This window comes from Actinoplanes sp. NBC_00393, assembly GCF_036053395.1.
GTDB lineage: Bacteria > Actinomycetota > Actinomycetes > Mycobacteriales > Micromonosporaceae > Actinoplanes.
The window spans coordinates 5,880,571-5,894,564 of the sequence record NZ_CP107942.1 but is presented as its reverse complement, the minus strand read 5'-3'; the positions used below and the strand labels follow the sequence as shown (position 1 = coordinate 5,894,564).

The window sequence follows — 13,994 nt, the reverse complement described above, 5'->3', positions numbered from 1 at the left end:
GCACGCGTGCCCGGCGCCCGCGACGGCATGATGGTCTGATGCCGGTGAACCACCTGTCCGAAGTTGAACGTGTCGAGCGGCAGCTTGCGTCGGCGATGGCCGCGCGTCCGCGTGACGACGGTGCCTACCTGGCCGCATTGCAGGACGCGGTCACGCTCACCCGCACCGACGCGGATGCCGCCGAGGTGTTCTACCTTCCGGAACTGCTCGACGATCTGGCGCAGGCCTACGCCGGCACCGGCCGGTTCGACGAGGCGTTGCAGACCATCCGCGAGGCTGTGGACGCCGGTTTGGCGGGGCAGCCCGACAGTCGATGCCGGATCGCGGAGATTCTGATGCGAGCCGGCCGGGTCGGCGAGGCCGAACCGATTTGGGCCCAGGTCAGGGCTGACACCCCCGGCGACGTGTGGCTGTTCAACAACGCCGGCCTCGAGTACGCCGCTGTCGGTGACCACGTCACCGCCCTGGCCTGGCTGACCGACGGGATGCGTATCGCTCTGGACACCCGTGACCCCGAACGGCTCATCCCTCAGCTCATCGACCTGCGACGGACGAGTATGACCGAGCTGGGCATGGAAGCCGACGACCTCCAGGCTCGCGCGGTGGACTTCCACGCCGACCGGGAACGCGAGTCCGGGCAGCGGATCCTGCGCACCGCGGCACCGGCGGCTGTCACCGGCTACCGCGCGGCGGCCGCCCCGATGATCGTGGCGTTGTCATGGTTTCCCGCTGAGGAGTATGACGAAGCGCTTGCCCGGTGGCCGGAGCTGACCGAGCCTGGTGGGGCGGCGTCCGGTGGGCGATCGCATGCCGAGTATTGCCGGGCCATGCAGGTCAAACTCGCCGAGGCTGCCGACTCCGGGGTGGCCCGGGTCAGCATTGCCCCGATCCGGATCGATGCTTTCCTGGCCTGGTGCGCCGAACGCGGCGAGAACCCTGGCGAGGCCCGGGCCGGGTACGCCGCCGACCTCGCCCGGATCCGTCCCGAGCAGCTGATCTCCTGGCCGCCGGGACGTAACGAGCCGTGCTGGTGCGGTTCGGCCCGCAAGTACAAGAAATGCTGCGGCGCACCCCAGGCCGGAGACCATGGCTGAACCCGCCGTGGAGGCGGTGCTGGCCGACCTGGCCCGCATCGACGTGGACCTGGCCGCTGCGGCTCGGGCCGGTTTCGACTCGCTGACCTGGGGAGAAGGACTCAGGGCTGTCACCGGGCATGCTTTGGCCGACTTCCTGTGGTACCAGCTACCGACGAAATGGCTGTGTGACCTCGAGGAGAAACAGCAGGTCGCTACCGCTCTCGGTGAGCTGTTCCATCGGTTGGGGCGCATCCGGTACGCCGGCATGTGCGGCTCGGCCGCCACCGCCGACATCCTTGCCACCTACGAGCATGACGGCGGTACGGCCGGGTTCAAGGCCTACCGGTCCGCGCTGGCGGCCAGCGGCCTGCAACCACCCGACCTGCCGGGCGTGATCGAGTGGGGATCGATCATGGGCAGCGACGAGGCCAGTGCCTACGCGTCGGCGTCGCTGGCGCTGGAACACGCCATCGACAACGGCGAACTGCGACCCGGCCGGCCGGGCTGGCGCAAGGTCGCCGAGCAGACCATCCGCGTGTTCCTGGACAGTCCCCGCGACGACCTCACCGGCAGCACCTGGCTGCAGTGGGTGCACACCGAACGGCTGCAGGACTGGGCCGACGGCCGCGGCGCCGAACGCCGGCGTCTCGCCACGGCGACCTCCAACCAGCTTTTGCACCCGGTCGCTGCTCCCGACACCGCCGCGGAACATCTCGCGCCGTTGCAATGGCTGCTCGACCACGCCGCCGTGGGTGCGGCACTCACCCAGACCGGCACTCTCACTCGGCCTCTCGTCGCCGAGGGCTGTCGCCGCTTCGGCTGGCTAACGCTTGCTGCCAACCCGCGTTCGGAATCCGACATCGTCGAACTGTGGACCCTGCGTGAGCTCGCCAAACAGATGGGTGTCGTGCGTCGCTCCGGACGCAAACTGTTGTTGAGCAGCATCGGCAAGACTGTCCTGGCCGGCGGAACGCCAGCACTGTGGCAGGCCACCATGCGCGGCCTGCTCGGCTCGGACGCCGCCGACGCCGCTGCCGGCGAGGTCGCTCTGCTGCTGCTTCTGTCCGGCCAGGACTACGACTACCGGGCACTCGACGCGGCTGTCGCGCAGGCGCTCGCCGAGCAGGGCTGGCGCGACCAGCACACCGACCAACAGGTCACCCCTGACCAGGCCGGCAGGCTCCTCGGAGATCTCCGGCGACGGCTACGCCTGCTCGGCCTCGCCGCCGAGTGGCGCTTCGACGAACCGCTGCGGCTCACCGACGCGGGCCGGCTCGCCGCTCATGCAGCGCTGCGAGCCCGGGCTCTGCGGCCTCGGGCCCATCCGTAGTGCGGGGAAGACCTCCGTATCGAATCGTGCGACATCGGCGAACTGCTCGCCCTGTTCCCGCCGGCACTGCACGCTGACGACGCCGGACCCACGGTGCATGCCGTCGGTCTTGCCATCGTTGCGTCACGGGCGACGGCACGGACGTACGGCTCGCCCCACCGGTTCGACCGGGGCACTGTTGAACACCGACTGCCACACCGTTCGCCTCGCACGGGCATTGGGCGCGATTCGTCACGGTCGCGTTGCCCCGCTGTGCTGCCACGCCTGAAGGAGGTCGGCGGGGCCGTAACTGGCGCTCAAACCGGCGGCCGACACGCCACTGCGGCTCAGGGCCACCAGGGGGATGGGGTCGTCGGTGATAGCCGTGCGATGTCTTTGCAACGCCACCAGGTCGTGGTCGTCGAAGGCGGCGGCCTCCAGCCATCTGATCGAGCCGATGAAGAGAAGGTGCTTGGCCACGGGTTCGCGGTCGGCGCCGACGATGTCGATCTCGATGCTGTTGGAGCGGGTCCAGTAGGAGCCGATCGCCGGTGCGGCGGGCAACGCGCCGTCCGGCAGCAGGCGTGCAAGGGATTCCCTCAGCAACGGTTCCACCGCTCGCCCGCGCCAGGTGGTCCAGCCCGCCTTGACGCGTTGCAGGGTGAGGTCCCCGCGCAGGCGTTCGATCTCGGCCAGGTGGGGCGCTACGAAGGTCAGCCAGAAACGCAGGTAAGGGTCGGTGACTCGATAGCGACGTTCTTTCGAAGCCGTGGTGGAGAGCGGTAGTTCTGCCGCGACGACGCGCTTGTCGATGAGCACCTGGGCGGCTCGCGTCAACGTCGAGTGCGAGATGCCTCCGGCTGCCCGGGCGATGTTGGTGAAGGTCCGCTCGCCGCTGCCGATCGCGGACAGGACCGTACGGGCCATCGCGGCATCGGGGAACTCGGCGGCCAGGGACCGCTCGGCCGAGACCAGCAGGGGCGAGACCGGATTGGCCAGCTCGGCGGCGAGGAACGTCCAGAGATCGTCGCCTGGCCGCCAGCCGGCGCAGATCAGCGGAAGACCGCCGGTGACCAGAGCCGCGTCGAAGGCCTCGGCCGGGTCCAGCCGGAGCATTTCACCGACCTCCGCCGGGTTCAGCGGGCCGAGGACCATCTCCTTGCCGCGCTGATGGAACGGCCTGCCGTAGGAACCGAGGGCTTCCATCATCGACAGGTCGGATCCGACCAGCACGAGCAGAACCGGCTTGCGGCTCAGCTCACGGTCCCAGGAACGCTGCAGGATCCCCTCGAAGGCGTCCACCCGGTCGACCAGGTAGGGCACCTCGTCGATCACCACCACGCTCGGCTGATCGTCGGGCAGTACGCCGGCGAGCTGCCGTAGCGCGGCACTCCAGTTGCCGGGGGTCGCGTCGTCGAACACCTCTCGCTCCGGAAGGGTGGATGCCCGCACCGCCTCGGTGAAAGCTTCCAACTCGATGTCTGTGGACGCGCCGGAGGCGGTGAAGAAGACGGCCGGTACGCCGGCGCGGTCGACGAACGCCTCCACGAGACTGGACTTGCCGATCCGGCGCCTCCCTCGGATGAGTAGACACTCACCGGGGGAGGGGTCCCCGCTGCCACGCTCGATGTCTGCCAGGAGTGCCTGGAGTGTGGAGAGCTGCTGCTCCCTGCCGATGAATGAAACCACAGCACGCTCCAGGACAGTTCGATCCGGCCACGATACTACTGCCGATGATACTATCGCTGGCGATAGTATCTTGGGTGCTGCGGTGTGGTGTACTAGGCGGCGTTTCGTAAGTGCGGGCGAGGTGTGACGTGTCCCGGCGTGGCGGTTGTCGATACGAAGTGAGGTCTCCGGTAAACGGGTTAGCGACCAAGCAAACCTGAACCACCGGAGACCTCGTGCCCAGGGTAGCGGCAGCGAGGCGACACGATCTCACCGACGCTCAGTGGGCGGTGCTGGAACCTGCGCTGCCTGCGGAGCCACGGCGAGGTCGTCCGCCGCGATGGACGAAACGGCAGATCATCGATGGGATCCGGTGGCGGGTCCGGGCGGGAACACCGTGGCGGGACGTGCCCGAAACGTATGCACCCTGGCAAACGTTGTATCGCTGGTTCCGGCGCTGGCAGCGCGACGGGACCTGGGCGAAGATTCTGGCCCGGCTCCAGACCCGGGCCGACGCCGCCGGTGACATCGAGTGGGCGGTGAGCATCGACTCCACGATCAGCCGTGCTCATCAGCATGCTGCGGGAGCCCGTCATGATGGTGACCTGCAGAAGGAACCGCCGGGTGGGGTGTTCACCGAACCCGGCGATCATGCTTTGGGTAGGTCACGGGGCGGGTTTACCACCAAGACCCACCTGGCCTGCGAACAGGGCCGTAAGACGCTGTCGACGGTGATCACTGCTGGTCAGCGGGGTGACAGTCCGCAGTTCATCAAGGTCCTCGAACGCATCAAGGTCTATCGGGTCGGTGGTGGCCGGCCCCGCACCCGGCCGGATCTGATCCTGGCAGACAAGGCGTACACCAGCCGGGGCAATCGCGGGTACGCCCGCCGCCGCAAGATCAGGGTGTGCATCCCGAGCAAGGCTGACCAGGACGCCCACCGCAAAGCGAAAGGCTCCAAGGGCGGGCGTCCTCCGGCGTTCGACCCGGTCGTCTACCGGCAGCGTCACGCCGTGGAATGCGGCATCAACCAGCTCAAACAGAACCGGGCGATGGCCACCCGGTACGACAAACTCGCCGTCCGCTTCGAAGCCACCGTCACCATCGCCGTCATCAACCAGTGGCTTTGATGACCTTTACGAAACGCGGCCTAAGGTGCTGGCTACAGCGGGTGTGACAGGAAGCAGCACGCTCGTGGGCTCTACCCTGAGTAAGGCCTGCTCAGGTGTCGTCCGTCGACCCCACCGTTCACGTACGGTGGCGGTTGGCTGAGACAGTGCACGCCGTGTCTGCGGCAGATTCGTGCACCTTCTGGCGCATCAGAAGGCCTGTTCGGCTGTCCTGCCTGGGGATCCCGTGCGTGACGGCGTGGTTGGCAGCCCGCATGACCGGCGACACGGGCGTCGAAGCCTTGCCGAAGCCAGGTGTCGGAGGCGGTCGTCGTCGACACGTACGCTCACGCACCTGCGACTGGACCTGATCTCCGCCCGCAGGGAGAGCACGACCCGTCCTCGCTCATTCGGTGAACTCGGTCCAGGAGACGGCACGGTCGAACCGCTGGGCGGCGAGGTCGTCGACGCGGATCATGAAACGGCCGAAGTAGACGTCGTCACGAGTCCGGAACTGCACCAACGGGAGCCACTCCCGGCGGACCCGCTGCAACTGCTGTTCCACGAGGAAGGCCTTTCGGGCGCGGTCGACGCTGGTCAAGCGGCCTCGAAGCATCGTCTCCGCCATCTCCAGCTCGGGATCGTCGTACAGGCTGCCGTAGGACACCCCACCGGTGTTCCATGAATAGCCGCCGAACTGGAAGGCGGCGAAGTTGCCGGCCGGCCAGAGCCGGTCGACCAGGGCACACAGTTCCCGACGATGCGGCATGTCGCGCGCCAGCTGCTGCTGGAAGACGGACAGGTCCGCATCCTCGGCGGTCAACCACGAGGGCAGGTCGGCGTGGACGACAGCGAAAAGGTCCTGCTCGGGGGCGACGAAGTCACGGTTCTGGTAGTAGGGATGGGCAGCGTGGTCAGCCGGCAGATGCGCCGTGGTCTCCGTGCCGGCCCGTACATGAAGCAACCGCCCGTACTGCTGCTCGTCGCTGCGCTCACACACGTCGTAGTCCTCTTCGTGATGCAGGAACACCAGCAGGGACCCGTCCGACGGTAGCGGCAGCCGCTCGACCCGCGGCAGCGCGGCACAGTCGAAGGACGCGATGAACGGCAGCGGGTAGCCCTCCGGGTCGGTGGGCCACGGCATGCCGACCGGCAGCTGCGGCACGCCACCGGCCCGACCGACGAGCAGGTCGGCGGGCCACCGGGCCGGCAGCCCCCGAGGATGCGCCACGACCTCGCCGTTGTACTGCCGACTTGTCCAGATGGAGAAGCGCAGCAGCTCGGCGAAAGTCGCCGTCTCGGTTTCGGTGAAGCCCGCGTCGGTCGCGGCTCGCCGCAAAGCCCGTAGTGATCCACGGACGTCATGCTGACAGACCTGGATTGATCGGCGGCGCCAGGCGTATCCGCTCTTCGGCAGATCCGCGCACCGGCTTGGTGCTGGTCGTGGAACCGGCTTGGGGAGCGCCTCGTCCGAGGAGCCTGTCGATGAGACCCATCGGCGCAGATTGCCAGGGATGGCGGTCGGCTTCCAAGGGAAGGCCCTACTCTGCGGTATAGCCCGATCGAGTGATATCGACGTTCGTCGGTTGCCGTGCGTTGATCGTCTGGTTGGGCAAGGTGAAGGCTTGTCTGATCTGGAGGGCCCTTACCGAGAGCCGACTACCTGCACCAACGCACCGCTGGCATGATCGGCAGCCTGTCCCACCTGATCCGCGGCGCCGCCCTGGACGCCATCCTCACCGGCACCGAGAAGATCAACCGAAAGCTGCTCGACGCCGTCGACCTCGACCACGCCGCCCAGAACCACGCCCGGCACCCGAACGCCGCCCGCCGGCCATGACCGGCGACCAACTGCTCCCGCTGCCCCGGCCGGTCCGGCCGTCAGCCGCTGAGACCGCCGAACGCTACGTCCACCGCCTCGCCGAGGCCAACCACCTGCGGCCCAGCTACCTGCGCCAACTGCTCACCACACCGCCGAACTCGCTCGGGCCGATCCAGCTGGACAAACTGGCCGCACTGGCCGGCCGCGACCCCGCCGTCCTGGTCCGGGCCCTGCCCGAGTTAGCTCCCCGCACCCGCACCCCTGGCCGGACCCGCGAGAACGAGGCCCGCAAGACCCTGAACGAGCAGCGCAAACGCGAACGATTCGCGGCGATCCGCTACGACGCCCGGCTCGGCATGTCCATCCGCACTCTCGCCACCAAGCACCACGTCAGCCGCCGCACCGTCAACAAGGCCCTGCAGTCCGAGATCCCGCCGCCCCGCAAGAAGATCGAACGGCAACCGACAGTTCTGCTCGGACTCCGCGAATACATCGACGCGATGCTGCAAGCCGACCCGGCGATCACCGCCGCCACGATCTGGCAGCGGCTGCATGACGAACACGACGCCACACCGTCCTACCCCGCCGTCCGCACCTACATCACCACCCGCCGAACGACCCGACCCCCATCAGCAAGACTCATCGATGAGACACCAGCAGCCCCAGCCAGCCGCCAACTAGCGAACGCTCCGCCCCTGGCCGCGACGCAGGAAGCGACCATTCGGCTTCTGCACCTGGCGTTCCTCGAGATCCGCGTCCTAACGGCTGCCGCCCACGACAACGAATCGGCCGAATCCCTTGAACAGCGACGCGAACGGGCCAACGAGATCGCCGACATCTGCCACGACCTGACCCCATGGCTCGACCCCGCCGCCGCAACGGCCTGACCGACGGGCTCCGCCACCAATGGCGAGCCGCCAGCACGCGCCAACGACGCTGGCTGCAAACCCGCTTCGACCAACTCGGATACGACCACCACTGGCTCACCGGCCTCGCGCCCGAGCCACCAGCCCCGCCGAGCCAGCCCGAACCATAGGCGCCGAACCGGCGGACAAAGTTCACTGGCAGAAACCCCAGCTCGAACGTTCTTCAGTGGCACGGACAAACTTCATTGGCAAAGGACAACATGGATGGCCGGCGGAATCGGTGGATCGGCTGGCTTCGGGAGTGAGAGTTGGCCCCACGTAGGAGCGGATGGTGGCCCCACCGGCTGACCCGGCAGGAGTGATTCGGTGAGTTTGGCCCCACCCTCGGGTCGGGCGGTGAGACGATCGGCAGGCTCCGATGTGAGGGAGCGTGCCGTGGGGCCGAAGTCGAAGGTCGAGCTGTTCGCGGCCATCCTTTGACACCCCTCTTGGCCGCTGCCCGTACTGCTCACTCACGGATGCCAAACGATCTAGCGCGCGACATCAAGCAGAAGCGCCGTGTCGCCAGGACAGCAACCCGTCCTCCCTGCGACGGTCACTCCCGCTCGATAAGGGCCGGCTATTCGAGTTCAGAGACGTAGCGCGAAGGCTGCAGCGCAAGATCGTTGATCAATGCGCGTTAACGCCCAGGGTGATCGCATCTGCAGGTCGGGTCTGCTGGGTTGCCCGGGTTTCCTATCGTGTTAACCGTGACCGATGTAGTTTCTGCTACTAGTGCGCACGACGACGATGATGACGGTTTCCTGTTTCCTGACCGCATCAAGGTGTTCCTGGAGGGCGTTGGTGACAACGCCGAGGTTCTCCGCAACTACCTAGATCGGCTCCATGACCGCTGTTCGGCGCTGAGCACCGAGATGCGTAGGAGCGCTTGGGCGGCGGTGGGCTTCGCAAGTCTCTTCGCGGTGCTGTCTGGCAAAGGCGTAAGTGAGATTTCGTTTCTTGCAGTAAAATTAACAGATTTCGCTATGATACGGATCTTAATCCCGCCGATCGTGGCTGGCATCATGCTTCGAAGGCTTCTGATCCAGAATCAAAGAAATGTTGCGCTCGAAGCCTATTGGGCAATATGCCGCGCCAAATTTCCACAAATGTGGGAGTCGGGACTCCTTGAGATCACGGTGCCCTCCGGGTCGCCTTTCAGCGTGGGTGCAGGTGAGAGTGCGATTGCAGATGGGACTCGATATGCTCGAATACAGGGTGCTGTAGAAACAGTAGAGACTGTCGCATTGTACATCATTCTGCCAGTTGTATTTTCGGCCTATGCTTTCATTCGTCTTTTCATGCAATTCGGAGCTGGGCATATACTTGTATGGATCTCACTTGTTGCTACCGCGGCAGTAGTCGCGGTAGGGTTCTTTTGTATGGGCGGTCCAGAGATCTACCCCATAGAAGACGAATCCGACGAGAATGAGACTGATTAGCGCCGTCACGGGGGTCTCTACGCCTGCTTGAGTGACCTTTCGCATGGGGCCGGGATCGCCAGGTTGCATGGCGCACCTGGCGACCGGGCATGAGGCAGCTTGGTGTGCCAACGTCACCGCCCGCCGCTCAGGCCGGTACCTGGATAGTCGTCTCGACCATGGGACGGTAAGTCGAGCGAGAGCCGATCTGACAGCAACGCTGACAGCAGCCGGCACAGATGATCTCGATCCACGCGATCTTGCGCCGGACGATTTCCGAGGTCACAGCCGCGTGCAGACGAGGCCGGATAGATCGCCCAGAACTTACAAGCGAGGGGTCGCCGTCGCATGATCGGTTGCCCTCAAGCTACCCACCGCAACAGGGAGCTCGAAGCTCACGCTGGCACTCGAAGTAATCAATACTTAACCTAGCGTTGCGCGAGAGTGACGGGAGGGACGATGCCAGGAATCTTCGGCGATGACTCCATGAGGCATGACGACTTTTTCGCCCGGGCCGATCAGTTTCAGGCAGCTGCACAAGCGCGCGACAGGGAGCGACGTCAGCGTTGGGTCGCTAGCCAACGAGACAATCCGGCTTTCCGCGCCGTTACTGCGCGCGCGGCCGTTTTGGATTGGGTCTATCAGCGGCGCAAAGGCCACCGAGAGCCCTTCGATGCCTGGCTAGCTACAGGGAAGTTTCGAGTCGAGCGTGATCGCATAACGAACGCTGAAGTAAACGAGGCGGCGGATTACCTTGCCGCACAGGGTCTCGTCAAAATTGTTGCAGGCAGTCGACCTGGCGCCAAAGGCCTACATTTGACATCCAAAGGGGCTGATTGCATGGAAAACTTTGATGGCGACGTCACTGAGTACGTGAAGGAACAGAATCGGAGGGGGTCGCGCATCAACATAGGAACGATTCACGGACCTGTCGGCATAGGTGACAACAACAGTATTAGTCAGACAATGGGTGTCGACCCGCGTGCCATGGCGGCATTCGTGCAATCATTGTTAAGCGCCCTACCTGATCTTCGTCTAGAGGCAGGACAGCAGGCTCGAGCCGAGGCCGCGTTGCAGGAAGTGCAACGGGAGGTTGAGCGAATCGACCCAGATCCTGAACGCGTGCAAGGAGCCTTCGCGCGCTTCGCTAAGGGAATGGTCGAGGCGGGGCCCAAGGCAATGACTGAACTAATGCTCATGTTTGCCCGAGGGTATCTAGGACCTGGAAGCTAATCGCGGGCGCCGGTAAGTCAAGGAGGCCACGTCAAACGCCCGCCTTGCTGAGCATGTGTAGGACAACTGGTTGACGGCACTCGGCGGAGCAGTACATGACCAAGGCGGTGTTCGATCGGCGGCACGACAGGGCAGCCGTGACAGCAACCTCATCTGACGGCGATGGCCACGGCGACCCGACGGCGAAGGACCGTCCGTGGTCATGGCCGAAGTGGACGAGCCCGGACGAGCCGTCCCAGGACTTGCAAGCGGGTGACTAAATGAGTGACAACAGCTGGCGACCACAGCGGGCGTCCTTGGACGTCAAAGGACCGTCGTTGCAGCTCAGCGTTTGGAACGCGCAAGGTCAGCTCATCCTGGTGGTTCTGGGGTCATCGCGGTACGCCGGTGGCGAGCGATGAGGCCGGTCGCTTCCTCGGTCTCGACGTCGCCGAGGAAGCGGGTCCGGGCCTTCAGCGATTCCAGGGTTGCCCGCACCTCGGTCAGTGGCCGGTCGCCTGCGGCGACGCCGGCGAGCAGCCGATCCATCGGTTGCCACAGCTCGTCGACCCCGCCTGGGATGAGCGGGCCGAACGTTTCCTCGGCGGCCGCCCGCACGACGTCCCAACGGTCGGCCGCGGGTGGGTGGGTCCGGCTGCCCGTCACAAAGGTGGCGTGCTCGAAGAGTTCGATGCAGGAGAACAAGATACGAGCACCGAGCAGGCGTCCGTACGCCTGAGCTCTTCCGATGTGAGGTTCGGCGGCGTACGTGCCGGACAGGATTCGGAAGGCCAGGACGTCGGCCGTGACCTCGTCGTATTGCCGCCGATCACCGTCGCGCGGGCCGGCGTGGCCCAGCAGGATGTGGGACAACTCGTGGGCCAGCACGAAAACGTTGGCGGCCTGCGTCAGCTCGCCGATCTTCCGGCCGTGATCGGGGGTGGGCGGCCGCGGCTTGGCCGAGGCGTTGCGGTGCAGCAGGCGGTACTCGGCCAGCAGGAGCTCGAGGATCACGGCCGACTCCCGCTCGGCCTGCCCAGGCGGTACCTCCGGGTCCGGGTCGCACACCTCGACGAACGCCTGAACGACCTCGAAGACGGTGAGGAACAGCCCGGTGTCGATCTGCACGAGATGACTGTCGTCGGGGAAGCGGCGGGTGCCGGCCGCGAATCCGTCCAGGGCCAGTTCGACGATCAGCACCCGGTCGCGCAGTTCGGCCATCCGGCGGGCGAGCGGCTCGTTCCCGCTGACCAATTCGGTCAGTTTAGGCCAGAACCGCCGCAACGGAGCTGCCAGGCCGAACTCCGCGTACCCCTCCAGGTCGCCGGCCAGATCCGCCTCGCCTGGGTGGAAGATCCTGCCCTCGGCGATGTTGGCCAGCGCGTAGTCGATGCCGGCGCGGATCGCGTCGTCGTCCGGGGGAGAGCTGAGGATGTCACGCCAGTGGCGTGACGCTTCGGACTCCGCGTCCATCACGGATTCGCTGCCAGGTCGTGGGCGACAGTGCCGAAATCCCGGGCGCGGGCGTCGCGCGCTGTCGGCGATGTCACCCTCTGCGCGAGTTTCGCGGCCAGGTCCGCGGGCGTGTGATCCTCGGCGCGCAGGTAGCCGATGGCTGGATCGAGGAGTTCCGGCCTTACCCGCACGTCACCGACCAGTACAGGCAGGATGTAGTCGTCCCGGCGTGAGACGGCGGCCGAAACGGCGTACTCGAAGGCGTCGCGGTGCCGCGCCTCCCGCAGGTAACCGGCCGAGATGAAGGGCACGAAGTACCGGGCGCGCCGGCCGTAGATCCGCCGTCCTTCGAGAATAAAGTTCCGTCCCCACCACTCGTAGGTCATCTCCTTCTCGTAGAAGACGCGGAGATCCCGCTCGCGGGCCGCGGAGACGACGCTCTGGACGTAGTCGGACTCCTGCTCGGCGCAGGACACCGCGACGTCGTAGTCTTCGGCCTCGGCGATCTCGGTCCGTTGAAGAGCGACCGCCGTCGGCGCGGCGATCTCATCCCGGAACCCGTCTTCAGCGAGCGCACCCGCCAGGACGTCCGCCTCCATGACCTGCTCTGGCCCGGCGGTCGCGACCCAGAGACGGTAGGTCTCGGTCCGGCGGACTCGCTCGCGCAGATTGCCGGCTTTCGTGTGGAGCCAGTGACGGGCGAATCGCCGGAGTCGCTCCGGGTCGACGGGCGACACGTTGAGCTCGGATCCGTCGAGCGCGGAACCGAGAGCGGCCAGCAGGTCGTCGGCGGAGAGCGGTTCGCAGAACCGGACCAGAGCTTCGAGCTGCGTCATTCGCCCTCCATGAGACCCATGCCGTCAGCCGCGCACGCTCTCCAGATGATCGATAACCTTCCCCCACAGGTGGTGGAAGAGCTCGTCAGCGGTCACCATGGATGGTGAGCTGGCGACTGACCCCGAATCGGTGAACTCCAGACCGGGCCGGCCGGTGTCGGTGTCCCATTGCGCGGTCACCCAGCCGTTGTACCCGTTGCCGCTGATGAGCGGCCACTGGAAGGCCATCAGCAACCGGTTTTCGGCGATGGCGTCGGCGAAGTACAACCGCAGACCGCACACCGGGCGGCCCTGCCGCTCGACGCGGACATCGACGGCGGTGCCGGAAACCCGGACCAGGCAGCGCACTCCGAAGGGCGTCAACTTGTTCGCCGAGGTCTGGAAGAGGGCGCCTACTCGGGCTAGGGCATCTTCCAAAGTCTCGTACGAGCTGAAGTCGGTCGTGGGCAGGCGGGGCAGCCGGACCCCGAACGTGTCGTGGACAACGTCCATCACCACGCGCGGTTCCTGGCGGCGTTCGCGTGCGGCGCCGACCCGCTCGGCGATGATCTTCGCCAGTTGGCCGGGCGTGTGGTCCTCAAGTCGCAGGTAGCCGACCGCAGGGTTGAGCAGCTCGGGCGGCACGTGGACAGATCCGACGATGATCGGCAGGAGATAGCTGTCTGCGCTGATCTCGATGGCGCGCCGCATCGCCGTGTTGAACTCGTCCATCGGGTACGCGCTCGCCAGGTATTCCTTCGACAGGAACGGAGCGACGTACCGGGCCTTCGTGCCCCCGTAGATGGTGCGCATGCCGGTGATGAAGTTGCGGCCCCAGAACTCGACCGTGTTGTCCTTGTCGTAGAAGACCTTCAAGCCGAGAGCCTGGCAGGCACGAACGACGGGTACGACGAGAGATCGTTGCGCTCCGGCGAACGAAAATGCGACGTCGTACATTTCGGTACTCTCGGTCACCGGGCGATTCTAGTCCGAGCTGGACCTTACGCGGCTGAGGACGCGGCTCCCCAGCCTGGAAGGATGGGGAGCCGGGCGACTTGCCGCAGGACTGCGATGCCCGACTCGAGCAATCGCGGGCCGGGCGCAGGCCCGGCCGGGTGGACTCGACGAGGATGACGACGGACTCGGGCACCACGACGACGGTCGCCGGTGGACCGAAGACGCGCCGTCGCAATGCCCGGATC

12 protein-coding genes are annotated in these 13,994 nt (G+C 66.1%); 7 read left to right on the top strand and 5 right to left on the bottom strand.

Annotation, left to right across the window (positions count from 1 at the left end):
* Positions 1-38: 38 nt before the first annotated feature.
* Together OHA21_RS27405 and OHA21_RS27400 are read left to right on the top strand one after the other, a co-directional pair.
* Positions 39-1,094 (top strand): SEC-C metal-binding domain-containing protein, encoded by a 1,056-nt coding sequence (locus OHA21_RS27405; RefSeq protein WP_328459560.1) that lies wholly within the window; start codon positions 39-41, stop codon positions 1,092-1,094.
* Positions 1,087-2,406: a hypothetical protein gene (locus OHA21_RS27400; RefSeq protein ID WP_328459558.1), complete on the top strand. Its 1,320-nt coding sequence runs from the start codon at positions 1,087-1,089 to the stop codon at positions 2,404-2,406. Before OHA21_RS27405 ends, OHA21_RS27400 begins: the two co-directional genes overlap by 8 nt.
* A 231-nt stretch (positions 2,407-2,637) precedes the next feature.
* On the opposite strand, the gene OHA21_RS27395 is transcribed toward OHA21_RS27400, so the two are convergent.
* Positions 2,638-4,074 carry an ATP-binding protein gene (locus OHA21_RS27395; protein ID WP_328459556.1) on the bottom strand — a complete coding sequence of 479 codons (1,437 nt, stop codon included), beginning with the start codon at positions 4,072-4,074 and terminating at the stop codon, positions 2,638-2,640.
* A 215-nt stretch (positions 4,075-4,289) separates the two neighbouring features.
* Here OHA21_RS27395 and OHA21_RS27390 point away from each other — a divergent pair, with 215 nt between their 5' ends.
* Positions 4,290-5,183 (top strand): IS5 family transposase, encoded by an 894-nt coding sequence (locus tag OHA21_RS27390; RefSeq protein WP_328459554.1) that lies wholly within the window; start codon positions 4,290-4,292, stop codon positions 5,181-5,183.
* A gap of 385 nt (positions 5,184-5,568) precedes the next feature.
* Here OHA21_RS27390 and OHA21_RS27385 read toward each other — a convergent pair whose 3' ends face one another.
* Positions 5,569-6,501 (bottom strand): DUF1963 domain-containing protein, encoded by a 933-nt coding sequence (locus tag OHA21_RS27385; RefSeq protein ID WP_328459552.1) that lies wholly within the window; start codon positions 6,499-6,501, stop codon positions 5,569-5,571.
* 345 nt (positions 6,502-6,846) lie between these two features.
* On the opposite strand from OHA21_RS27385, the gene OHA21_RS27380 reads away from it, so the two are divergent.
* The 4 genes from OHA21_RS27380 to OHA21_RS27365 all read left to right on the top strand — a co-directional run bounded on the left by OHA21_RS27380 (position 6,847) and on the right by OHA21_RS27365 (position 10,543).
* Positions 6,847-7,002, top strand: a complete 156-nt coding sequence (locus OHA21_RS27380) for a hypothetical protein (RefSeq protein ID WP_328459550.1) — start codon at positions 6,847-6,849, stop codon at positions 7,000-7,002.
* Positions 6,999-7,871 (top strand): hypothetical protein, encoded by an 873-nt coding sequence (locus OHA21_RS27375; protein WP_328459548.1) that lies wholly within the window; start codon positions 6,999-7,001, stop codon positions 7,869-7,871. The genes OHA21_RS27380 and OHA21_RS27375 overlap by 4 nt, the downstream gene beginning before the upstream one ends.
* 728 nt (positions 7,872-8,599) lie before the next feature.
* On the top strand, positions 8,600-9,331 hold the full coding sequence (locus OHA21_RS27370; protein ID WP_328459546.1) for a hypothetical protein: 732 nt from the start codon (positions 8,600-8,602) through the stop codon (positions 9,329-9,331).
* A gap of 438 nt (positions 9,332-9,769) precedes the next feature.
* Complete coding sequence (locus OHA21_RS27365) at positions 9,770-10,543, top strand: hypothetical protein (protein ID WP_328459544.1); 774 nt, start codon at positions 9,770-9,772, stop codon at positions 10,541-10,543.
* Positions 10,544-10,894: 351 nt separating this feature from the next.
* Here OHA21_RS27365 and OHA21_RS27360 read toward each other — a convergent pair whose 3' ends face one another.
* Genes OHA21_RS27360 through OHA21_RS27350 form a run of 3 tightly spaced genes read right to left on the bottom strand, consistent with a single transcriptional unit; the run spans position 10,895 to position 13,767 of the window.
* Complete coding sequence (locus OHA21_RS27360) at positions 10,895-11,995, bottom strand: hypothetical protein (protein WP_328459542.1); 1,101 nt, start codon at positions 11,993-11,995, stop codon at positions 10,895-10,897.
* Positions 11,995-12,813 (bottom strand): toll/interleukin-1 receptor domain-containing protein, encoded by an 819-nt coding sequence (locus tag OHA21_RS27355; RefSeq protein ID WP_328459540.1) that lies wholly within the window; start codon positions 12,811-12,813, stop codon positions 11,995-11,997. The genes OHA21_RS27360 and OHA21_RS27355 overlap by 1 nt, the downstream gene beginning before the upstream one ends.
* A 24-nt stretch (positions 12,814-12,837) precedes the next feature.
* Positions 12,838-13,767 carry a toll/interleukin-1 receptor domain-containing protein gene (locus OHA21_RS27350; RefSeq protein WP_328459538.1) on the bottom strand — a complete coding sequence of 310 codons (930 nt, stop codon included), beginning with the start codon at positions 13,765-13,767 and terminating at the stop codon, positions 12,838-12,840.
* Positions 13,768-13,994: the final 227 nt, after the last annotated feature.

Excerpts from the sequence above, each read along its gene's own strand:
- OHA21_RS27405 (WP_328459560.1), top strand. The coding sequence starts at position 39 with ATGCCGGTGAACCACCTGTCCGAAGTTGAACGTGTCGAGCGGCAGCTT.
- OHA21_RS27400 (WP_328459558.1), top strand. The coding sequence starts at position 1,087 with ATGGCTGAACCCGCCGTGGAGGCGGTGCTGGCCGACCTGGCCCGCATC.
- OHA21_RS27380 (WP_328459550.1), top strand. The coding sequence starts at position 6,847 with ATGATCGGCAGCCTGTCCCACCTGATCCGCGGCGCCGCCCTGGACGCC.
- OHA21_RS27375 (WP_328459548.1), top strand. The coding sequence starts at position 6,999 with ATGACCGGCGACCAACTGCTCCCGCTGCCCCGGCCGGTCCGGCCGTCA.
- OHA21_RS27365 (WP_328459544.1), top strand. The coding sequence starts at position 9,770 with ATGCCAGGAATCTTCGGCGATGACTCCATGAGGCATGACGACTTTTTC.
- OHA21_RS27360 (WP_328459542.1), bottom strand. The coding sequence starts at position 11,995 with ATGGACGCGGAGTCCGAAGCGTCACGCCACTGGCGTGACATCCTCAGC.
- OHA21_RS27355 (WP_328459540.1), bottom strand. The coding sequence starts at position 12,813 with ATGACGCAGCTCGAAGCTCTGGTCCGGTTCTGCGAACCGCTCTCCGCC.